Annotated in this window: 18 protein-coding genes and 2 pseudogenes; 15 read left to right on the forward strand and 5 right to left on the reverse strand. The window is 67.2% G+C overall.

What is annotated here, in order from left to right; genetic code table 11:
* Positions 1–36: 36 nt before the first annotated feature.
* On the forward strand, positions 37–864 hold the full coding sequence (locus IFT82_RS14025; protein ID WP_192127833.1) for a class I SAM-dependent methyltransferase: 828 nt from the start codon (positions 37–39) through the stop codon (positions 862–864).
* The gene (locus IFT82_RS14030; protein WP_192127835.1) at positions 861–1499 is read left to right on the forward strand and encodes a glutathione S-transferase family protein; all 639 of its coding nucleotides are present in this window, start codon (positions 861–863) and stop codon (positions 1497–1499) included. Before IFT82_RS14025 ends, IFT82_RS14030 begins: the two co-directional genes overlap by 4 nt.
* A gap of 4 nt (positions 1500–1503) precedes the next feature.
* On the opposite strand, the gene IFT82_RS14035 is transcribed toward IFT82_RS14030, so the two are convergent.
* The gene (locus tag IFT82_RS14035) at positions 1504–2871 is read right to left on the reverse strand and encodes a dicarboxylate/amino acid:cation symporter (RefSeq protein ID WP_192127837.1); all 1368 of its coding nucleotides are present in this window, start codon (positions 2869–2871) and stop codon (positions 1504–1506) included.
* A 229-nt stretch (positions 2872–3100) separates the two neighbouring features.
* Between IFT82_RS14035 and IFT82_RS14040 the strand changes: the two genes are divergently transcribed.
* Complete coding sequence (locus IFT82_RS14040) at positions 3101–4342, forward strand: M24 family metallopeptidase (protein WP_192127906.1); 1242 nt, start codon at positions 3101–3103, stop codon at positions 4340–4342.
* Positions 4343–4364: 22 nt separating this feature from the next.
* Here IFT82_RS14040 and IFT82_RS14045 read toward each other — a convergent pair whose 3' ends face one another.
* A complete protein-coding gene (locus tag IFT82_RS14045) occupies positions 4365–6038 on the reverse strand; it encodes a hypothetical protein (RefSeq protein WP_192127839.1) in 1674 nt (557 codons plus the stop codon).
* A gap of 96 nt (positions 6039–6134) precedes the next feature.
* Here IFT82_RS14045 and alaS point away from each other — a divergent pair, with 96 nt between their 5' ends.
* Both alaS and IFT82_RS14055 read left to right on the forward strand, forming a co-directional pair.
* Complete coding sequence (gene alaS / locus IFT82_RS14050) at positions 6135–8792, forward strand: alanine--tRNA ligase (protein ID WP_192127841.1); 2658 nt, start codon at positions 6135–6137, stop codon at positions 8790–8792.
* An 88-nt stretch (positions 8793–8880) separates the two neighbouring features.
* Entirely contained in the window at positions 8881–9555 is a 675-nt protein-coding gene (locus tag IFT82_RS14055) for a hypothetical protein (protein WP_207105789.1), read from the forward strand.
* Positions 9556–9558: 3 nt separating this feature from the next.
* On the opposite strand, the gene IFT82_RS14060 is transcribed toward IFT82_RS14055, so the two are convergent.
* Positions 9559–11337 (reverse strand): cation:proton antiporter domain-containing protein, encoded by a 1779-nt coding sequence (locus tag IFT82_RS14060; protein ID WP_192127846.1) that lies wholly within the window; start codon positions 11335–11337, stop codon positions 9559–9561.
* Between the two features lie 113 nt (positions 11338–11450).
* Between IFT82_RS14060 and IFT82_RS14065 the strand changes: the two genes are divergently transcribed.
* Positions 11451–11900 carry a c-type cytochrome gene (locus tag IFT82_RS14065; protein WP_192127847.1) on the forward strand — a complete coding sequence of 150 codons (450 nt, stop codon included), beginning with the start codon at positions 11451–11453 and terminating at the stop codon, positions 11898–11900.
* 81 nt (positions 11901–11981) lie between these two features.
* Here the strand turns inward: IFT82_RS14065 and IFT82_RS14070 are convergent, their stop codons facing one another.
* Entirely contained in the window at positions 11982–13202 is a 1221-nt protein-coding gene (locus IFT82_RS14070; protein WP_192127849.1) for an NADP-dependent isocitrate dehydrogenase, read from the reverse strand.
* Between the two features lie 212 nt (positions 13203–13414).
* On the opposite strand from IFT82_RS14070, the pseudogene IFT82_RS14075 reads away from it, so the two are divergent.
* From IFT82_RS14075 to IFT82_RS14085, 4 genes and pseudogenes are all read left to right on the forward strand, one after another.
* Positions 13415–14299 (forward strand): annotated as a pseudogene (locus tag IFT82_RS14075) (SGNH/GDSL hydrolase family protein); the annotation flags it as partial.
* Positions 14300–14329: 30 nt separating this feature from the next.
* Positions 14330–14440 (forward strand): annotated as a pseudogene (locus IFT82_RS21495) (PEPxxWA-CTERM sorting domain-containing protein); the annotation flags it as partial.
* Between the two features lie 70 nt (positions 14441–14510).
* Positions 14511–15248 (forward strand): phosphatidylserine decarboxylase, encoded by a 738-nt coding sequence (locus tag IFT82_RS14080; RefSeq protein WP_192127910.1) that lies wholly within the window; start codon positions 14511–14513, stop codon positions 15246–15248.
* A gap of 80 nt (positions 15249–15328) precedes the next feature.
* Positions 15329–16123 carry a CDP-alcohol phosphatidyltransferase family protein gene (locus IFT82_RS14085; RefSeq protein WP_446740976.1) on the forward strand — a complete coding sequence of 265 codons (795 nt, stop codon included), beginning with the start codon at positions 15329–15331 and terminating at the stop codon, positions 16121–16123.
* On the opposite strand, the gene IFT82_RS14090 is transcribed toward IFT82_RS14085, so the two are convergent.
* Complete coding sequence (locus IFT82_RS14090; RefSeq protein WP_192127853.1) at positions 16068–16298, reverse strand: hypothetical protein; 231 nt, start codon at positions 16296–16298, stop codon at positions 16068–16070. The genes IFT82_RS14085 and IFT82_RS14090 overlap by 56 nt on opposite strands.
* A gap of 343 nt (positions 16299–16641) precedes the next feature.
* Between IFT82_RS14090 and rpsB the strand changes: the two genes are divergently transcribed.
* From rpsB to uppS, 5 genes are all read left to right on the forward strand, one after another.
* The gene (rpsB, locus tag IFT82_RS14095) at positions 16642–17493 is read left to right on the forward strand and encodes a 30S ribosomal protein S2 (protein ID WP_192127912.1); all 852 of its coding nucleotides are present in this window, start codon (positions 16642–16644) and stop codon (positions 17491–17493) included.
* Between the two features lie 88 nt (positions 17494–17581).
* The gene (gene tsf / locus IFT82_RS14100) at positions 17582–18517 is read left to right on the forward strand and encodes a translation elongation factor Ts (RefSeq protein WP_192127854.1); all 936 of its coding nucleotides are present in this window, start codon (positions 17582–17584) and stop codon (positions 18515–18517) included.
* Between the two features lie 293 nt (positions 18518–18810).
* On the forward strand, positions 18811–19551 hold the full coding sequence (pyrH, locus tag IFT82_RS14105; protein WP_192127856.1) for a UMP kinase: 741 nt from the start codon (positions 18811–18813) through the stop codon (positions 19549–19551).
* A complete protein-coding gene (gene frr, locus IFT82_RS14110; RefSeq protein WP_192127858.1) occupies positions 19538–20095 on the forward strand; it encodes a ribosome recycling factor in 558 nt (185 codons plus the stop codon). The genes pyrH and frr overlap by 14 nt, the downstream gene beginning before the upstream one ends.
* Before the next feature lie 61 nt (positions 20096–20156).
* Positions 20157–20879, forward strand: coding sequence for a polyprenyl diphosphate synthase (gene uppS, locus IFT82_RS14115; RefSeq protein ID WP_192127860.1), 723 nt, complete (start codon positions 20157–20159; stop codon positions 20877–20879).
* The last annotated feature ends 8 nt before the right edge of the window (positions 20880–20887 follow it).

Consider the following 20887-nt stretch of genomic DNA (forward strand, 5'->3'; position numbering starts at 1 on the left):
CTATGGAACCCACAGCTTCGATAAGGCCCGCATGCGATGACCCCCACCGATTGGCAGACCCGCATCGGCGATATGTGGGCGGCGGAGTGGCCCCGCACCGACCGCAGCTTCACCCACCTGTCGCCGATCCTGAACGCCGCCATCCTCGCCGCCGCCCCGGCCCATGCGGCCACCGCGCTCGATATCGGCTGCGGGGCAGGGGGCACCAGTCTGGGCGTCGTCACCGCGCGGCCCGATCTGGCCGTCACCGGTATCGACCTGTCGCCCGCCCTTGTCGCGGTCGCGCGCGACCGGGTGCCGCAGGCGCGCTTCCACGTCGCCGATGCCGCGCGTGATCCGATCCGGGGGCAACCGGACCTGATCTTTTCGCGACACGGCGTGATGTTCTTCACCGATCCCGTCGCCGCTTTCGCCCATGTGCGCATGCAGGCGCGGCCGGGCGCGTCGCTGGTCTTTTCATGCTTCCGCGATCGTCGCCATAATCATTGGGCCGGCGATCTGGTCGCCGCCGTCATCGGCGTCGCCCCTGCCGTATCCGGCGGCTATGGCCCCGGTCCCTTCGGGTTCGCCGATCCCCTGCTGGTGAAGGATATCCTGACGCGGGCGGGCTGGTCCGCCATCCGCGCCGACGTCGCCGATTTTGCCTATGTCGCGGGCGCGGGCGACGATCCCGTCGCCGATGCCATCTCCTATTTCACCCGGATCGGCCCGCTGGCCTCGACGCTGGCGGCGGCCGATCCCGCCGACCGTCTTCGCCTGCTCGATCGGCTCGCCGCCGTGCTGGCGCGCCATTCCGATGGCTCGTGCGTTCAGTTTCCCGCGTCGGCTTGGCTGTGGCGCGCTCAAGCAGGGGAATGCGCATGATCGTCGTCCATCACCTCGAAAACTCCCGGTCGCAGCGGATATTGTGGATGCTGGAGGAACTGGGCCTTCCGTACGAAATCCGTCGCTACGACCGCGACAAGGAGACGATGCTCGCCCCGCCGGAATTGCGCGCCGTCCACCCGCTCGGCAAGTCGCCGGTGATCGAGGACCTGGACGCCGCCGGCACCACCCGCACCGTCGCCGAAACCGGCGCGATCGTCGAATATCTGGTCGAGAAGGCGGATGGCCGGCTCGGTCCCCCCGCGCACCGCGACGCCGCGCTGCGCTATCGCTTCTGGCTCCATTATGCCGAAGGGTCGATGATGCCGCCCCTGTTGCTCAAGCTGGTGATCGCTCGCATCCCCGTCCTCGGCGGGCAGGTGGCGAAACGTATCCAGCCGATGATCGACCGGCATCTCGACTATGTCGAATCGGAACTGGCGCAGCGGCCGTGGTTCGCCGGCGACGCGATGACCGCCGCCGATATCATGATGAGTTTCCCGCTGGAGGCCGCACGCAGCCGTGGCGGGCTGGACGGCAGCCGTCCCGCCACGATCGCGTGGCTGGACAAGGTCCATGCCCGCCCCGCCTATCAGGCCGCGCTCGCGAAGGGCGGCCCCTACGCCTATGCCTGACGGGTCATGACGACGACTGGTGCTGGCCCTGCGCGGCGGTCTGCCCCGGCCGCACGTCGTCGAAACTGTCGACCGCCACCGCGGGCCCGTGGCCGCTCGGCGCGGTGGCGGCGATGACGTCGGGGTCCTCGCGCGGGTCCAGCCCGCCTTCCCATTTCGCCACCACCGATGCCGCGATCACGTTGCCGACGACGTTGGTCGCGGAGCGGCCCATGTCGAGGAAATGGTCCACCGCCAGGATCAGCAGCAGCCCCGCCTCCGGAATCTTGAACATCGACAGCGTGCCCGCGATCACCACCAGCGAGGCGCGCGGCACCCCGGCGATCCCCTTCGACGTCACCATCAGCACCAGCAGCATCGTGATCTGCTCGCCCAGCGACAGGTCGACGCCGTAAGCCTGCGCGATGAACAGCGACGCGAACGTCATGTACATCATCGACCCGTCGAGGTTGAATGAATAGCCCAGTGGCAGCACGAAGCTGGCGATGCGCGGCGGCACCCCGAACTTGTCGAGCGCCTCCAGCGTTCGGGGATAGGCGGCTTCCGAAGAGGCGGTGGAAAAGGCGAGGATCAGCGGATCGCGGACGTAGCGGATCAGCAACCAGGTGCGCGGCCCGATGATCGCGAAGGCGATCGCGATCAGCGCCAGCCACAGCACGCCCATGCCCAGATAGAAGCTGCCCATGAAATAGGCCAGGTCGCCCAGCACCCCCGGTCCCCGCTCCGCCAGCGTCGAGGCGACGGCGGCGAACACCGCCACGGGGGCGAAGCGCATCACGTAATTGGTGATCTGCAGCATCACCGCGACCAGCCCCTCGATCCCGCGCACCAGCGGCGCGGCCTTTTCGCCGACGGCGGTGATCGCGACGCCGACGAACAGCGAGAAGACGACGATCTGCAATATCTCGTTGGTCGCCATCGCCTCGATACCCGACGCGGGCACGATGTGGCTGATGAAGTTCTTCAGGTCGAACGCGGTCCGCGCCACGCCGCTGTCCGCCGTCGCCGCCGGGATCGCCAGCGCCAGCCCGACGCCGGGTTGCAGCAGGTTGACCAGGATCAGCCCCAGCGTCAGCGACAACAGGCTGGCCGACACGAACCACGCCAGGCTTTTCATCCCCACCCGTCCCAGCGCGGCGGTGTCGCCCATGTGCGCGATGCCGACGACCAGCGTGGAAAAGACCAGCGGCGCGATGATCATCTTGATCAGCCGCAGGAACAGCGTCGTCAGGATCGAGAAATACCCCGCGATCGTCTCCAGCCGCGCCGCCGCGGCGGGCGTGCCGTCATCGATCGATGAATTGATCGCCCAGCCGACGACGAGGCCCGCGACCAGCGCGGCGATGATCCAGTAGGTCAGACGCTTGGCCAACAGGCATTTCCTCGATCGCGAAACTATGGTCGCCCATGAACGCAACAATTGCCCGCCGGTCAAGCGATGGCGTGTTGTCGGCCCGTGCCGGCGGGATTAGCCTGCGCGTCCTATCGAAAGGGAACGGGGCAATGAACGGGTCGATGTGGCTGATCGCGCTTGCGTTTGCGACGGGGCGGGCCGATGCGGTCGAAAAACCGCCCGCGACGCCTGAGATGACGGCGCGATGATGTCGCCCAGCCGTCGCACCCTGCTCGGTGCCGCCATCGCCCTGCCGCTGTCGGGGCTGCTCCGCGCCGCCGAGCCGGACCTGTCGGCGCTGGCGGACATCACCACCGGCGCGGTGCCGATCGACGCGGCCGAGCGGGCGCGTCGCCTGTCGCGGGCGCAGGCGCTGATGCGGGCGAACGGGATCGGTGCGGTGCTGATCGAACCGGGATCGTCGCTCGTCTATTTCACCGGCATCCGCTGGGGTCGCAGCGAGCGGCTGACCGCGGCGATCCTGCCGGTGGAGGGCGAACCGTGCATCGTCACCCCCTTCTTCGAGGAACCGTCGATCCGCGAGACGCTGGCGATCCCGGCCGAGGTGCGGGTGTGGCAGGAGGATCAGGACCCGCTGGCCATCGTCGCCGGCTTTCTTACCGATCGCAAGTTGGCCGCCCGCCCGATCGGGATCGAGGAGACGCTGCGCTATTTCGCGGTCGATGCGCTCGGCCGGGCGATGCCGGGAGCGCGCCTCGTGTCCGCCAATCCGGTAGTGCGCGGTTGCCGGATGGTGAAGACCCCCGCCGAAATCGCCCTGATGCAGCTGGCGACCGACGTCACCATCGCCGCCTATCGCTGGACGCAGCCGCGCGTGGAACGGGGGATGACCGGGGCCGAGGTCGGCGCGCTGATGAACGCAGCCACCCGCAAGCTGGGTGGCGCGCCCGAATTCGCCCTCGCCCTGATCGGCCCCGCCGCCGCCCTGCCGCATGGCAGCCGCGAGGTGCACCGCGTTGCGGACGGGCAGGTGGTGCTGATGGATTGCGGCTGCACCGTGCAGGGTTATCAATCGGATGTGTCGCGCACCTGGGTCCATGGCACCGCCAGCATCGAACAGCGCCGCGTCTGGGATCAGGTCGCGCGGGGCCAGCGGATCGCACTGGCGGCGGCGCGGATCGGGGCGAGCGCGGGCAGCGTCGACGATGCGGTGCGCCGCTATTACGGGACGCTGGGCTACGGCTCCGACTACAGGCTGCCCGGCCTGTCGCACCGGACCGGCCATGGCATCGGGATGGACGGGCACGAACCCGTCAATCTCGTCCGGGGCGAGACGACGCGACTGGCCGCGGGCATGTGCTTCTCGAACGAGCCCGGTCTCTATCTGCCGGGCCGCTTCGGCGTCCGGCTGGAGGACTGTTTCCACATGACCCCCGCCGGCCCCCGCTGGTTCAGCGAACCACCACGATCGATCGACGTGCCGGTGTAGAGATTAACGGGTGGGTAGGGTATCAGCCCGCCGCCTTCAGCCATCGCGGGTCGCCATGCCATCCCGCCACCGCCGCCGCCCGCGATGCGCGCGCGGCGGCCGGTTGGCCCAGTGCCGCCTCGGCCCGTGCCTTCACCGCCAGCGCGACGGGATCGTTGGGGCGGAGCATCAACGAGGCGTTCACCTCGCGCAGGGCCCCGGCGGCATCGCCCATCGCCAGCACCGCCTCCGCCACGCTGCGGCGCACCGGATACCACCAGACCGGCGGATCGGCGATATCGGCGAAGTCGCGTTCCTCCTGCCATGCCGCCGCCCGGCGAAACGCCCTGGCCGCATCGCGCGGCCGATTTTCCAGCATCGCGGCCCGTCCATCCAGCACTGCCCGCGCGATGCGCAGCATCCGCACCGCCAGTTCCGCATCCTCACCGGCATCCGCGACGCGTGACGGGATCGCCGCCGCCTCGCGCGGCACCGCCGCCACGTTACCCGTTCGCGCCGCGGCCTCGCCACGGGCATAGTGCCAATAGCCCGCCAGAAACCGCGCCTTGGGTTCGGGCAGCGCCATCGCCTCGGCCGGCTCGGCAAAGCGGGCGATCGCGAAATAGCCGCTCGCCGCCAGCATCTGCATGAACGGCGGTGCCTTGGCCTCCGCCGCCGCCCGCGCCACCAGCGGCCGTCCCAGCGCCAGCGCCGTCGTCGCGTCGCCGGACATCAGCGCCCCGCCAAGGCCATAGACGACGTTATGGGCATGATAGGGCAACCGCCACACCCCGTCCGGCTCGGGCATTCCCAGCCGTTTGGCGTTGGCGATCCCCAGCCGGACCGCGCGCATATTGGCGTCGGCGGCGTCCTGATACCGGCCCAGCCAATACCAGGTGTGGCTGGGCATATGGACCAGATGGCTGGCGCTCGGCGCGAGGGCGGTCAACCGGTCGGCATAGGGTTCGGCGCGCTTGGGCACCTTCACGATCTCGGTCGCGTGGATGTAGAAATGGATCGCCGGGCTGTAATCCGGATCGCGCGCCAGCACCGTCTCCAGCAGTGCGACCGCGCGCCAGCCGAGGCTGGGGTCGTTCGGCTTCCACGGCGCGATCAACGCCGCGTCGGCGGCGATCGTCGCCACTTCGTCGTCGGCGGGATAACGGGCGACCAGCGCGTCCATCGCCGTCATAAAGGCGGTGTCCCCCGGCCTGTTGCCGCCGCCGTCCTTCTGGCGCAGCGCAAGTGCGGCGATCAGTGCCCGCTCGCGCGGGGTGCCGTTGCGTTCCGCCAGCATGGCCGCCCGCGCGGTCATCGCGACCAGCGGCGCGATCTCGTTGGGCTCGATGGTATAGTTGATCGTCGGGCCGGATGCCCATGCCTCGCCCCACACGCACATCGCGCAGGTCGGATCGATCGCCACCGCCCGCCTGAACGCCGCGATCGCCGCCTTGTGCGCGAACGCATGGGCAAGCTGCATCCCGTTGTCGAAGAACGCCTGCGCCTGTGGCTGGGTGGTGGTGATCGCAAAGCCGCCCTTGCCGTATCCGGTCAGGATCACCGGCGTCGCGGTGGCGACCGTATCGCCGCCGCAGATCGCATGGCCGCCATCGGCGCCGGTCGCCACCGTCCCCGTCGCGATCGGCGCGGTGGTCTCCCCTTGGTCCGCCATGCCGGGAACCATCGCCATCAACAGCGTCGCCAGCCAGCCGCGCATTTCCCGCCCCTCCACGTCCCATCGGGTTCTACCACGTTTCACGCCGCCGTGCAGTGGCGCTTGAGTGGCGCGTAAGGCTCGCCTAAGCCCGCAGCCATGATTTCGACCAACGACATCCGCCGCGGCTTTCTCGACTATTTCGGCCGGCAGGGCCATCAGGTGGTGCCATCGGCGCCGCTGGTGCCGCAGAACGACCCGACGCTGATGTTCGTGAACGCGGGAATGGTGCCGTTCAAGAACGTGTTCACCGGCCTGGAATCGCGGCCCTTCACCACCGCCGCCTCGTCGCAGAAATGCGTGCGGGCAGGGGGCAAGCATAACGATCTCGACAACGTCGGCTATACCGCACGGCATCACACTTTCTTCGAGATGCTCGGCAATTTCTCGTTCGGCGCCTATTTCAAGGAACAGGCGATCACCCATGCGTGGACGCTGCTGACGAAGGAATGGGGCATTCCCGCCGATCGTCTCACCGCCACCGTCTATCATACCGACGACGAGGCGTTCGACCTGTGGCGCAAGATCGCCGGTCTGCCCGAACACCGCATCATCCGCATCGCCACCAAGGACAATTTCTGGGTGATGGGCGAGAACGGGCCGTGCGGGCCGTGTTCGGAAATCTTCTACGATCACGGCGATCACATCCCCGGCGGCCCCCCCGGCAGCCCGGACGAGGACGGCGACCGCTTCGTCGAGATCTGGAATCTGGTGTTCATGCAGTACGAGCAGGAGGCCAACGAGATCGTCGGCAACCTGCCCAAGCCATCGATCGACACCGGCATGGGACTGGAACGGGTCGCGGCGGTGTTGCAGGGCGTCACCGACAATTACGATACCGACACCTTCAAGGCGCTGATCGCCTCCTCCACCGCGCTGACCCACACCGGGGATCAGGGGGAGTTCAAGGCATCGCATCGCGTGATCGCCGATCACCTGCGCTCGGCCGGGTTCCTGGTCGCGGACGGCGTGCTGCCCGCCAACGAGGGGCGCGGCTATGTGCTGCGCCGGATCATGCGCCGCGCGATGCGCCATGCGCATCTGCTCGGCGCGAAGGACCCGCTGATGCACCGGCTGGTCCCTGCGCTGGTCGCGGAAATGGGCGCCGCCTATCCCGAGCTGATCCGCGCGCAGCCGCTGATCGAGGCAACGTTGCAGCAGGAGGAGACGCGCTTCCGGCAGACGCTCGATCGTGGCCTGAAACTGCTCGACGAAGCGACCGCCGGTCTTGCCCCCGGTGGCACGCTGGCCGGCGAGACCGCGTTCCGGCTCTACGACACGTTCGGCTTCCCCTACGACCTGACCGAGGATGCGCTCCGCGCGCAGGGTCTGCATGTCGACCGGGCTGGCTTCGACACCGCGATGGCCGAGCAGAAGCGCGCCGCCCGTGGCGCGTGGAAGGGGTCGGGCGCCAAGGCGTCGGACGATCTGTGGTTCGATATCGCCGAACAGTCCGGCTCGACCGAGTTCACCGGCTACGCGCAGGATACCGGCGAGGCAGAGGTCGTCGCGTTGATCCGTGACGGCGCGCGTGTCGATCATGCCACTGCCGGCGAAACGGTGGCGATCGTCGTCAACCAGACGCCCTTCTATGCCGAAAGCGGGGGACAGGTCGGCGATGCCGGGACGATCTCCTCGGATGGCGGATTGCGTGCGACCGTCACCGATACCTCGAAGCAACTCGGGCGCCTGTTCGTCCACCATGCTCAGGTCGAGGCGGGAGAGATCAGGGTCGGCGATCCGGTGAAGCTGGCGATCGACGTGGGTCGCCGCGCCGCGATCCGCGCCAACCATTCCGCCACCCATCTGCTGCACGAGGCGCTGCGCCAGCGGCTCGGCACGCATGTCGCGCAGAAGGGGTCGATGGTCGCGCCGGAACGGTTGCGCTTCGATTTCTCGCAACCCGTCGGACTGACCCCTGCGGACATCGCCGAGGTGGAGGCACAGGTGAACGCGCAGGTGCGCAGCAACGGCCCCGTCACCACGCGGCTGATGACGCCGGATGCGGCGATTGAGATGGGCGCGATGGCGTTGTTCGGGGAAAAATATGGCGACGAGGTCCGCGTCGTCTCGATGGGTATGGACGGCCCCGATAACGGCAAGGGCGGGACCTACTCGATCGAATTGTGCGGCGGCACGCATGTGTCCGCGCTGGGCGATATCGGCCTGTTCAAGGTAGTGGGCGAGGGCGCGGTGTCGTCCGGCGTCCGCCGGGTCGAGGCGCTGACCGGCGAAGGTGCGCTGGCGTATCTCAACGCCCGCGACGATCGCCTTCGCGAGGCGGCGGCGACGCTGCGCGCCACGCCGGACGAGGTGCCCGCCCGCGTCGCCGCGCTGGTCGAGGATCGCCGCCGGCTGGAACGCGAACTGGCGGAGGCGAAGAAGGCGCTGGCACTGGGCGGCGGCACCGGTGGCCCCGCCGGACCGGAGGATATCGGCGGCGTCGCCTTTGTCGGGCAACTGCTGGACGGGTTCGAGGCGAAGGGGCTGCGCGGCGCGGTGGACGAGGCGCGGCAGCGGATCGGCTCCGGCGTCGTTGCGATCGTCGCGGTCAATGATGGCCGCGCCTCGATCGCGGTCGGCGTGACCCCGGATCTTGCCGGACGCTTCGACGCGGTCGCACTGCTGCGGATCGCGGTGGCGGTGCTGGGCGGGCAGGGCGGCGGTGGCCGGCCCGATATGGCGCAGGGCGGCGGTCCCGACGGCAGCAAGGGTGCCGAAGCGATCGACGCGATCCGCGCCGCGCTGGCCGGTTGATCGCCGGCATGGCGCCAAGATCCGCTGCCCTGCGTAGACCTGTTGCACATCAATGGGGTGACGGCGGATGAATCGAACCGCAGGACCGATGGCCATCGTCGCGATCATGGCAGCGGTGGCGGTGCCATTGCCCGCCATCGCCCAGACCGCGCGTGAATTGCTGACACAGGCCGCGTTTCAGGATCGCAGCCAACCGGCCGCGCTGGCGCGGGTCGATCGCGCCCGTGCCCTGGCGCTCGCCGCGGTTCAGCGGATGCCCGACGATCAGGATGCGGCCGTCATCGCCGCCGGCGCGCTCGCCTATCGTGCCAAGCTGACCGGTAGCCGGGCCGAGGCGATCGAGGCACGCAAGCAATTGCAGGCGGTCGCCGCCCGCTTCCCGCGTAACGCGGAGGCGCAGATCGGGCTTGGCGGCTGGCATCTCGGCGTCATCGCCAAGGTCGGGCGGATCGTCGCCCGCGCCATGGCGGGGGCGCAGAAGGGGGCAGGGCTCGCCGCGACCGATCGTGCCGTGACGCTCGGTGGCAACCGGGCCTTCTTCGCCGGTCTTGCCGGGCTGCTGCGGATCGAAGCCGATCCTGCCGATCCACGCGGCCGTGCCCTGCTGGATCAGGCGACCCAAGCACCCACCCCCACCGTGCTCGACCGCATCATCCAACGCAATGCCGGTGCGGTCCTCGCCTCGTTGAAACAGGGTGATGCGAAGACTGCCCGCGCATTGGCGGATCGTCTGCTGCCTTTCGGCTGGTACGACGATCAATAACGGCTAGGCGGGTATTTCACCCTGCCGCCTGACCCGCCTGATCCGTGGCTCGCGGTCCAGTGCCGCCTCGCGCCGGATCAGTTGGCGCAGTTCGTCGCGCTTTTCGTGGATCGACGCGATCACCGGCCCCATCGCGACCCCCAGATCGACCAGCACCGCTTCGGATAGCTGCAACGAACTTTCCAGCGTCTCGGGCACCGCATCGGTCACGCCGGCACGGTAGAGTTCGGCGGCATGGCCGGCATCGCGGGCACGGGCGATGATCGGCAGGTCGGGGGCCACCGCGCGCATCCGTCGCGCCAGCCGCACCGTCAGCACCGGATCGTCCATCGTCAGGATCAGCGCCCGCGCCGAAGCCAGCCCGAGCCGGTCGACCAGTTCCGCGCGCGCCACATCTCCGAACAGCACCGGATAGCCCGCCGCCCGCGCCTCCGACACCACGTCGATATCGGCCTCCACCGCCAGATAGGACTGGCCATGATGGGCCAGCATGTCCGCCACCATCCGCCCGACCCGGCCGAAGCCGATCAGCACCGTGCCCGGCACGGCACCCGGCTCGATCACCGGCGCGGCTTCCACCATCCGCGCCTCGATCCGTTTCGATACCTGCCGCCCCGCCTTGGCGAGCAGCGGCGTGATCGTCATCCCGATCGCGGTCACCGTCTGCCAGAAGGTGGCGGTGGAGGGCAGGATCAACTGCGCCTGTGCGGCGGTGGCCAGCACGATCAGCGTCGTCTCGGACGGGCTGCCCATCAGCAGCCCCGTCTCCGCCGCGATCGCAGGCCGCGCCTGCGTCACGCGGAGCAGCAGATAGGTGACGACGGTCTTCACCGCGACCACGCCGACCACCGCCAGCAGCAGCGATCCCCAATTCGCGGCGATCAGTCGCAGGTCGAGGCTCATTCCCACGGTGATGAGGAAAACGCCCAGCGCCAGTCCCTTGAAGGGCGCGGTGATCACTTCGACTTCGGAATGATATTCGGTTTCGGCGATCAACAGCCCTGCCAGCAGCGCGCCGACGATCGGCGACAGTCCCGCCGCCGTCGTCGCCACCGAGGCGACGATCACCACCAGCAGCGACGCCGCCAGAAACAGCTCGGGACTCTTCGTCCGCGCGGCTTGGGCGAACAGGCGCGGCAGCACCAGTCGTCCGCCGACGTACAGCGCCACCACGGTCAGCCCGCCGCGCAGCGCGACCCCGGCCAGCCCGGCCCAGCCCTCGTCGCTCGCCGTCGGCGCCATCGCGCCGAGTGCGAAGATGATCGGCACCAGCGCAAGATCCTCGAACAGCAGCATCGCGAACGCGCCGCGCCCGACCGCGCTGGTGGTGCCGACCAAAGGCAGCACCAGCGCCGTCGACGACAGGGCGAGGGCCAGGCCCAGCCCCGCCGCCCCCGCCCAGCCCTGGCCGATCATGTGCAGCGCGATGCCGATCAATGCCGCCGATCCGATCAGCTCGGCCGCCCCGGTGCCGAACACCAGCCGCCGCATCCCCCATAGTCGCTTGAACGACAGTTCGAGCCCGATCGAGAACAGCAGCAGGATGATGCCGAACTCGGCGAACGGCTCGATCGAATGCGGGTCGGATATGGTGATGTAATAGAGCCACGGGAAACGGTCGCTCAGCGCGCCCAGCCCCGCCGGCCCGACCAGCAATCCGACCAGGATGAACCCGATCACCGGACTGATCCGGAAACGGGCGAAGGCCGGGATCACCAGTCCCGCCGCCCCCAATATCACCAGCGCATCGCTGAAACCTTCATTATCGAGCCCGATCGCCATGGCGGCAGCTTAACCCGATCGAACGTCGCTTGTCAGGCCCGTTCGGCATCGAATCGCGATCCGGGACGATCCGTCCGCTGTCCGTGACCGTTCCCCATGGATAGGGATCATGCATGTCATTCGATCGTCTCCCCATCCCGTTTCTGGTCCTTGGTCTTGCGGCGGGTCTTGCGGCCTGTGGCAATGCCGACCGCGATGCGCGACGGGCCGCCGCCGGCCCCGATCCCGACCTGCCGGCGCTGTTGCGGGTCGCCGACGCAGGGGCCGGGGGCCATGCCGCGCGGCAGTGCCTTGCCTGCCATACCTTCGTGAAGAACGGCGGCGATCGCGCCGGTCCCAATCTTCATGCCGTCATGGGCCGGCCGATCGCCGGCGGCAGCGCGCGCTATGGCTATACCGACGCGCTCAGTCGTGTCGGTGGGCGGTGGAACCCCGCGACGATGGATCGCTGGCTGGCCAACCCGGCCCGGTTCGCCCCCGGCACGACGATGCGTTTCGCCGGAATCGCCGATCCGCTCGAACGCGCCGATATCATCGCCTATCTGGAAACACTGTCGGACTGACGGCAAAAAGGGTCCGGAAGCGATTGCTCCCGAACCCTTTCTCGCGAAGACCGACGTCGCCTGCGCGACGCCGGTGATCGATCAGGCCCAGCTGGCCATCTTGGTTTCGAGGTTCTTGCGCACCTGCTCGAAGAACTGCTCGGTCGTCATCCAGGGCTGGTCCGGGCCGATCAGGATCGCGAGATCCTTGGTCATGTGGCCGTTCTCGACCGTCTCGATGCAGACGCGCTCCAGCGTCTCGGCGAACTTCGTCACCTCGGGAGTGTCGTCGAACTTGCCGCGATACTTCAGGCCACCGGTCCAGGCGAAGATCGACGCGATCGGGTTGGTCGAGGTCGCCTTGCCCTGCTGGTGCTGGCGATAGTGGCGGGTGACGGTGCCGTGCGCCGCTTCCGCCTCGATCGTCTTGCCGTCCGGGGTCATCAGCACCGACGTCATCAGGCCGAGCGAGCCGAAGCCCTGCGCGACCTGATCCGATTGCACGTCGCCGTCATAGTTCTTGCAGGCCCACACGAACTCGCCGTTCCACTTCAGCGCGGAGGCGACCATGTCGTCGATCAGGCGATGCTCGTACACGATGCCCGCATCGGCGAACTTCTGCTTGAACTCGGCCTCGAAGATCTCGGCGAACAGATCCTTGAAGCGGCCGTCATAGGCCTTCAGGATGGTGTTCTTCGTGCTGAGGTACAGCGGCCAGCCGCGGTTCAGCGAATAGTTCATGCTGGCGCGCGCGAAATCGCGGATCGACTGGTCGAGATTGTACATGCCCATGGCGACGCCCGCCTCGGGGAAATCGAACACCTCATATTCCAGGACCTGACCGTCCTTGCCTTCCCACTTCATGGTCAGCTTGCCGGCGCCGGGGACCAGGAAATCGGTCGCCTTGTACTGGTCACCGAACGCGTGGCGGCCGACGACGATCGGGTGCGTCCAGCCCGGGATCAGGCGCGGCACGTTCTGGATGACGATCGGCTCGCGGAAGATCACGCCGCCCAGGATGTTGCGGATCGTGCCGTTGGGCGACTTCCACATCTTCTTCAGGCCGAATTCCTCGACGCGCTGCTCGTCCGGGGTGATCGTCGCGCACTTCACCGCAACACCGTACTTCTGCGTGGCGTGCGCGCTGTCGATCGTCACCTGATCGCCCGTCGCATCGCGGTTTTCGACGCTGAGGTCGAAATAGGCCAGTTCGATGTCGAGATAGGGCTTGATGAGGCGTTCGCGAATCCATTCCCAGATGATCCGCGTCATCTCGTCGCCGTCGATCTCCACGACGGGCGTCTTCACCTTGATCTTCGCCATCTTCACGTTCCTTGGCAGGGGAGGGGATGCGCCTGCGTCTAGGATGCACGTCACGGGCTGGCAACCGCGCGGGTGATGCAGATTTCGGTTCCGTCGAGCCGTGCGACGCGTCATGGTGTGGTTAACGACATATAAATGTCAGGGAGAGAGTGATGAAAGCGACCGATCGCGCGCTGGCCCTTGTCGCCATGGCTACCGCTTCGCTGCTGCTGATGGCGACGCCTGCCGTCGCCCAGCAGCGTTACAGCAACCTGTTCGTGTTCGGCGACAGCCTAGTCGATGCCGGCAACGCGCAGGAAGGGCAGCGTCTGGCCGGCAGGACCGATCCCGCGCCCGCCGCGGCCGGTTATTTCCAGGGGCGCTTCTCCAACGGCGATACGTTCGCCGATTACCTGTCGATGTCGATCGGCGGCACGCGCACCCAGGCGTCACTGCTCGGGGGCCTGAACTTCTCGGTCGGCGGCGCGCAGGCCCGCGAGATGGCGGGCGACGCCAGCCCCAGTTTCGCGGAGCAGATCGGGCAGTTCGCCCTGTCGGGCAAGACGATCGACGGGAACTCGCTGGTACTGCTGACGTTCGGCGGCAATGATGTCCGTAGCGAACTGACCCGGTTCGGCGGGTTCCTCGCCGCTGGCAGGCCGCAGGATTTCGTGGCCGATTTCAGCGCATCGCTTGCCGCGCTATCGTCCGGGCTCGACGCGCTCTACACCAGCGGCGCGCGCAATTTCATCGTCACCGGTCTGCCCGATATCGGCAAGATTCCCAACGTGACACGGCGCGGATCGGCCGTTCTGAACGACAAGGGCGAAGACCTGTCGCGGATGCTCAATTCAGGGTACGATCCCGCGACGGATACCGACGATCTGCAGGGCATCGACGATGTCGTGGCCGCCTTTGCGGGACGCAGCGGCGCCGATGCCCGGTTCTTCGACCTGTTCGACTATCAGCGGCGGCTAGGCGCCGATCCGCAGGCGTTCGGCCTGCCGGGTACGCTCAACCAGCGCGACATCTGCCTGGCCACGCCCGGACGGGCCCCCGGTTGCGAAGGCTTCGTCTATTTCGATGACATCCATCCGACCACGCAACTCCACCAAGCGATCGCGAACGGCCTGACCACGCAGTTCGGCATCGCCGCCATTCCCGAACCGGCAAGCTGGCTGATGATGATCGCCGGCTTCGCGCTGGTCGCGTCGACGATCCGTCGCCGTCGCTATGCGTTACGGGTCGTCTATGCCTGAGCCGGAGACGGATGTGGCCGCCGGGGACGCGCGATTGTCACCGGCGGCCCATGCCGGTACACCGGTTGCCATGACCTCACTCGACAAGCCGCCCCTTACGACCACGACCGTGAAATGGCGCTTTCCCGCCGTCCATCCCGAAGGGCGCAAATATGTCGCGATCTCGGCCGGGATCACGCTGCTGCTCACCATCATATCGAACGTGCTGTTCTGGCCCATGGTGGGCGTCACCCTGTGGGTGGCGACGTTCTTCCGTGATCCCATCCGCACCACGCCCCAGGGTGACGGACTGATCGTCGCGCCGGCCGATGGTCTCGTCACCATGATCCAGCGCGTGCCGGTGCCACGTGAGCTTGTCGGCGAACTGGGGGAGGCGCCGCTGACCCGCGTGTCGATCTTCATGTCGGTGTTCGACGTCCACATCAACCGCACCCCGATCGCCGGTACGATCCGTCAGGTCGTCTACATCTCCGGCAAGTTCCTCAACGCCGATCTCGACAAGGCGTCGGACGAGAACGAGCGCCAGCATATCGTCGTCGAAAGCCGGCCGCAGCCGGACGGCACCGTCCGCCGCATCGGATTTACCCAGATCGCCGGGCTGGTGGCGCGCCGCATCGTACCGTTCGTGAAGGCGGGCGACATGGTCGCGACCGGCCAGCGGATCGGGCTGATCCGCTTCGGTAGCCGCGTCGATGTGTTCCTGCCTGACGACATCGCACCGCAGGTCACGCTGGGCCAGCGCTCGATCGCGGGCGAGACGGTGATCGGCCGCCTTGGCGCCACCCCCGTCACCGGCATCGCGCAGTGATGGCACCGCAGGACGACGACCATCCGGTCGAACCGGGCGACGGCACGCTGCCGCTGCGCGAGCGCCGGGCACGCGATCAGTTGCGCGCCCGGCGGTTCGCCCGCCCCCCCCGTGGCCTTCCGCTGCGCGCGGTCGCGCCCAACGCCGTCACGGCGCTGGCCTTGTGCTCGGGATTGTCGGGCGTGCGTTTCGCGATCTCGGGCGAGTGGGAGCGCGCGGTGACGATGATCATGATCGCGGGGGCGCTGGATGGGATCGACGGCCGGATAGCCCGGATGCTGCGCGGCGAAAGCCGGTTCGGGGCCGAACTCGATTCGCTGTCGGATGCGATCTCGTTCGGCGTGGCGCCAGCGCTGATCCTGTATCTCTGGTCGCTTTCCGCATTGCCCCGGCTCGGCTGGGCGGCCGCGCTGGTATTGGCGGTGTTTTGCGCCCTTCGTCTTGCCCGGTTCAACGCCAATATCGACGAGGTCGAGCAACCTCATAAATCCGCCGGCTTCATGACCGGGGTGCCGGCGCCCGCCGGTGCGGGTCTTGCCCTGCTGCCCTTGATCCTGTGGCTGTGGACCGATCTGCCGATCCTCAACTCGCCCTATCTGGTCGCGCCATGGGTGGTGTTCGTGGCGATGCTGATGGTGTCGAGCCTCGCCACCTTTTCGTGGAAATCGTTGCGTCTGCGTCGCACCGTCCGGTTCGAGGCACTGGCGGTGGTTGTTCTGGTGGGCGCTGCTCTGGTTACCGCTCCGTGGCATGCGCTCAGCGCGATCATCATCGCCTATCTGGCGGCATTGCCCTTCAGCATCGCCAGCTACGCCCGGGTCAGGCGACTTCGCGCAACCGCTGCGCCGGCACCGGCAGTGACGCCCGCCGCCTGACCGCGATCCGCCGCTCGGCACGGGCAAGCTGCTCAAGGGGTGCGAAACCACGATCGGCATGCCCAGCAGCCACGCGGACGATCCGCAACCAGTGCGGGCCCACGGCAAAGGCGATTACGGCGATGGCAGTGACCAGCGCACCTGCGAACACCACGATACTGACGACTGCCATCATCTACGCCTCCCTGTTCGCAAGCGCCAAATCCTGTCGCCTGCGCCAACCCTCGACTCAGCCGGCCAGTTCCCGGCAATACTGCAACCATCATAGCGACTAACGGCAACTCTCCGTGCCGAACCCGCATAAATGGCAAGCCGTACGTCTGTTGAACCTGTTATGTTCCTATCACGTTCCAATCGTCAAGCCGATTCGACGCCGGAACGGAACAGTTGCGCGCGCCCGGCAGGTGCTGTAGGTGGCGCGCCTCTCAACCCCACATGGGAAGCATCATAGCCCGGTGCGCAGGCCTTCAGGCCACGCGTCATCCGCTTCCCAGAGGCTCAACCGGAAGGAATTATCTATGGCGGCACCTGTCGTCTCCATGCAGCAGCTCATCGAAACCGGTGCGCACTTCGGTCACCAGACGCATCGCTGGAATCCGAAGATGAAACCCTACATCTTCGGCGACCGCAACGGCGTCCACATCCTCGACCTGTCACAGACCGTGCCGCTGTTCGCGCGCGCGCTGGAATTCGTGTCGTCGTCGGTTGCGGGTGGCGGCAAGGTGCTGTTCGTCGGCACCAAGCGCCAGGCGCAGGAGCCGATCGCCGATTCGGCGCGTCGCGCCGGCCAGCACTTCGTCAACCATCGCTGGCTGGGCGGGATGCTCACCAACTGGAAGACGATCAGCAACTCGATCAAGCGCATGAAGACGCTGGAAGAGCAGCTGTCGGGTGACACCCACGGCCTGACCAAGAAGGAAGTGCTGCAACTGACCCGTGAAAAGGACAAGCTGGAACTGTCGCTGGGCGGCATCCGTGACATGGGCGGCATTCCCGACGTGATGTTCGTGATCGACGCGAACAAGGAAGAACTGGCGATCAAGGAAGCCAACACGCTCGGCATTCCCGTCGTTGCGATCCTCGACTCGAACGTGTCGCCGGACGGCATCGCGTTCCCGGTTCCCGCCAATGACGACGCCGCCCGCGCCATCCGCCTGTATTGCGAGGCGATCGCGATCGCCGCGACGCGTGGCGGCCAGGAGCAGCAGCGCCGTTCGGGTGCCGACATGGGCGCGATGGCCGAGCCGGTTGCCGAAGAGACGCTGACCGTCGAAACGCCGGCCGCGCAGCCTGGTGACGAGCCGGAAGATGCCGCGACCGCCACGGTTGAGGGTGCCGGCGCCGAGACCGAGCGCCAGATCGACGCATAACCTTCACGGGTTCGTCATGCGGGCGGGGCAGGGCGCGGAAACGCCCGGCCTCGCCCGCAACCACATTCAGAACAGAAGGACGACAGACATGGCCGATATCACGGCAGCGATGGTCAAGGACCTGCGCGAGAAGAGCGGCGCGGGCATGATGGATTGCAAGAAGGCGCTGAACGAGACCTCCGGCGACATGGACGCCGCGCTCGACTGGCTGCGGACCAAGGGCCTTGCGGCCGCGCAGAAGAAGTCGAGCCGCACCGCCGCCGAGGGTCTGGTCGGCGTCGCGACGTCGGGCAACAAGGGTGCCGCGGTCGAGGTGAACTCCGAAACCGACTTCGTCGCCAAGAACGACCAGTTCCAGGCGTTCGTCCGCGAAGTCACGCAGATCGCGCTGGCGGCCGGCGACGACATCGAGACGATCAAGGCGGCGGCGATGCCGTCGGGTACGACCGTCGCCGAGGTGCTGACGAACAACATCGCCACGATCGGCGAGAACCAGTCCCTACGTCGCGCCAAGCGCCTTGAAGTGAGCAAGGGCGCGGTCGTGTCCTATGTCCACAACGCGCAGTCCCCGGGCATGGGCAAGATCGGCGTGCTGGTCGCGCTCGAATCCGACGCGTCGGACGAGGTGCTGCAGGGTCTGGGCAAGCAGCTGGCGATGCACATCGCCGCCGCCTTCCCCAAGGCGCTGAACGAGGCCGACCTCGACGAAACCGAGATCGAGCGCGAGCGCGCGATCGCTGCCGAAAAGGCCGGCGAGTCGGGCAAGCCCGCCGACATCATCGCCAAGATGGTTGAAGGATCGATCGCCAAGTACCGCAAGGAACACGCGCTGGTCAGCCAGCTGTTCGTGATGGACGGCAAGACCAAGATCAGCGACGTGGTGGCCAAGGCGGGCAAGGATGCCGGCACGACCATCGTGCTGAAGGACTATGTCCGCTTCCAGCTCGGTGAGGGCATCGAGAAGGAAACGTCGGACTTCGCGGCTGAAGTCGCTGCCGTATCGGGCGTGCCGCAGGGCAACTGATACCGGGCGCCCGGTCCTTCACCGGACCGGGCGATCCGCCTTTCGCACCCCCATACGGTATGGGGACCAGAGGCGTGAGGTAGCGGCTGTCCGTTGCCATGCACGCATCTGTCCTTCCACCCGTTTTGGGGGTGATGCTTGTCCGGCGCGTCTCATCGGTTCTGATGCGGGATCTGCCCGATGGTCCAGGTTGCGGACGTACGACATTTCGCATCGGACCGGCTACCACGGTTGCCCCGCCAGTCCCCCGCGTCTAGGGTTTGTCCCGCTTTCCCCCAACATAACCGAGACGCATGACCGAACCCCGCTTCAAACGCATTCTGCTGAAACTTTCCGGCGAAGTCCTGATGGGTGAGGGTGGTCTGGCGATCGATCCCGTCGTCACCGCCCGTGTCGCGCAGGAGATCGCCGATGTTCGGGCGCAGGGGTATGAACTGTGCATCGTCGTCGGCGGCGGCAACATCTTTCGTGGCCTGTCCGCCGCGGCCAAGGGGATCGAGCGCGCGACCGCGGATTACATGGGGATGCTCGCCACGGTGATGAACGCGCTGGCGGTGCAGAATGCGCTGGAACAGATCGGCGTCGACACCCGCGTCCAGTCGGCGATCCCGATGGCCAGCGTGTGCGAACCCTTCATCCGTCGTCGGGCCGAACGGCATCTGGAAAAGGGCCGCGTCGTGATCTTCGCCGCCGGTGTCGGCTCGCCCTTCTTCACCACCGATTCCGGTGCCGCACTGCGGGCCGCCGAGATGAAGTGCGACGCGCTGTTCAAGGGTACCTCGGTCGATGGCGTCTATGATGCCGATCCCAAGAAGGTGCCGAGCGCCACCCGTTACGATACCGTCACTTATTCAAAGGTGCTGTCCGATGACCTGAAGGTCATGGATGCCAGTGCCATTGCCTTGTGCCGTGACAACGCCATTCCGATCGTGGTCTTCAACATCCGCGAACACGGCAATTTCGCCGCGGTTCTCGCCGGTGAAGGCATTTGCACGATCGTGCAAAATCAGGAGAACATCGATGCCCGCCTATGACAAGGCCGATATCCAGCGCCGCATGTCCGGCGCGATCGACGCGTTGAAGCACGATCTGGGCGGACTGCGCACCGGTCGCGCCTCCACGACGCTGCTCGATCCCGTCAACGTCGAGGTCTATGGCAGCCACATGCCGCTGTCGCAGGTGGCGACCGTCTCCGCGCCCGAGCCGCGGATGCTGTCGGTACAGGTGTGGGACAAGTCGAACGTCAGTTCGGTAGAGAAGGCGATCCGCTCCGCCGGCCTCGGTCTCAATCCGATCAACGATGGCCAGACGCTGCGTCTGCCAATCCCCGACCTGACCGAGGAGCGTCGCAAGGAACTGGCCAAGCTCGCCAGCCAATATGCGGAAAAGGCGCGTATCGCCGCACGCAACGTGCGCCGCGACGGCATGGACAACCTGAAGGTCGACGAGAAGAAGAACGTCTTCGGCGAGGACGAGCGCAAGCGTCACGAAACCGAACTCCAGAAGATCACCGACAAGACCATCGCCGATATCGATGCCGCGTCGACCGCCAAGGAAAAGGAAATCCTCGGCAAGTGAGCGACGGGGTGTCCCCTATCGTCCATCCCGTCACCGGTGCGATGCGTAGCCGGGGTGCGGCATGAATACCGCCTCGATCCTCGCGACGGATGAGGCGACAGGCGCGATCCCGCGACACGTCGCGATCATCATGGACGGTAATGGCCGCTGGGCCCGCCAGCGCCATTTGCCTCGCCTCGCCGGGCACAAGGCGGGGGTGGAGGCGGTACGCCGCGTTACCCGCGCCGCCCGCGCGATGGGGATCGAGGCGCTGACGCTCTACGCCTTTTCGTCAGAAAACTGGCGGCGTCCGGCTGAGGAAGTCGGCGACCTGATGGGTCTGCTGCGGCTCTTCATCCGTTCCGACCTCGCCGAGTTGACGCGGGAGAATGTGCGGCTGCGGGTGATCGGTGACTATCGTGCCTTTTCCGCCGATCTGATCGCGCTGATCGACAACGCCATTGCCCGCACCGCCGGCAACGACGGGCCGCTGCTGGCGATCGCGCTCAATTACGGGGCGCAGGCGGAACTGGCCGCGGCTGCCCGCCGCCTTGCCGCGCGCCTGCCTGCCGACGAGATCGACGAGGCCGCGATCGAGGCCGAACTGGACACCGCCGGTCTGCCGCCGCTCGATCTGGTCGTCCGCACCTCGGGCGAGCAGCGATTGTCGAATTTCCTCCTGTGGCAGGCGGCCTATGCCGAGTTGCTGTTCGTCGACACGCTCTGGCCCGATTTCGATGGCGATGCGCTGGCGGAGGCGGTTGCGGCGTTCGGTCGGCGCCAGCGTCGCTACGGCGGCCTGTGACGGAAGAC

This window comes from Sphingomonas sp. CFBP 8760 (assembly GCF_014841615.1).
Classification (GTDB): domain Bacteria; phylum Pseudomonadota; class Alphaproteobacteria; order Sphingomonadales; family Sphingomonadaceae; genus Sphingomonas.

Coding starts and splice junctions, on each gene's coding strand:
- IFT82_RS14025 (WP_192127833.1), top strand. CDS start 37: ATGACCCCCACCGATTGGCAGACCCGCATCGGCGATATGTGGGCGGCG.
- IFT82_RS14030 (WP_192127835.1), top strand. CDS start 861: ATGATCGTCGTCCATCACCTCGAAAACTCCCGGTCGCAGCGGATATTG.
- IFT82_RS14040 (WP_192127906.1), top strand. CDS start 3,101: ATGTCGCCCAGCCGTCGCACCCTGCTCGGTGCCGCCATCGCCCTGCCG.
- IFT82_RS14045 (WP_192127839.1), bottom strand. CDS start 6,038: ATGCGCGGCTGGCTGGCGACGCTGTTGATGGCGATGGTTCCCGGCATG.
- alaS (WP_192127841.1), top strand. CDS start 6,135: ATGATTTCGACCAACGACATCCGCCGCGGCTTTCTCGACTATTTCGGC.
- IFT82_RS14055 (WP_207105789.1), top strand. CDS start 8,881: ATGGCCATCGTCGCGATCATGGCAGCGGTGGCGGTGCCATTGCCCGCC.
- IFT82_RS14060 (WP_192127846.1), bottom strand. CDS start 11,337: ATGGCGATCGGGCTCGATAATGAAGGTTTCAGCGATGCGCTGGTGATA.
- IFT82_RS14065 (WP_192127847.1), top strand. CDS start 11,451: ATGTCATTCGATCGTCTCCCCATCCCGTTTCTGGTCCTTGGTCTTGCG.
- IFT82_RS14070 (WP_192127849.1), bottom strand. CDS start 13,202: ATGGCGAAGATCAAGGTGAAGACGCCCGTCGTGGAGATCGACGGCGAC.
- IFT82_RS14080 (WP_192127910.1), top strand. CDS start 14,511: ATGACCTCACTCGACAAGCCGCCCCTTACGACCACGACCGTGAAATGG.
- IFT82_RS14090 (WP_192127853.1), bottom strand. CDS start 16,298: ATGATGGCAGTCGTCAGTATCGTGGTGTTCGCAGGTGCGCTGGTCACT.
- rpsB (WP_192127912.1), top strand. CDS start 16,642: ATGGCGGCACCTGTCGTCTCCATGCAGCAGCTCATCGAAACCGGTGCG.
- tsf (WP_192127854.1), top strand. CDS start 17,582: ATGGCCGATATCACGGCAGCGATGGTCAAGGACCTGCGCGAGAAGAGC.
- pyrH (WP_192127856.1), top strand. CDS start 18,811: ATGACCGAACCCCGCTTCAAACGCATTCTGCTGAAACTTTCCGGCGAA.
- frr (WP_192127858.1), top strand. CDS start 19,538: ATGCCCGCCTATGACAAGGCCGATATCCAGCGCCGCATGTCCGGCGCG.
- uppS (WP_192127860.1), top strand. CDS start 20,157: ATGAATACCGCCTCGATCCTCGCGACGGATGAGGCGACAGGCGCGATC.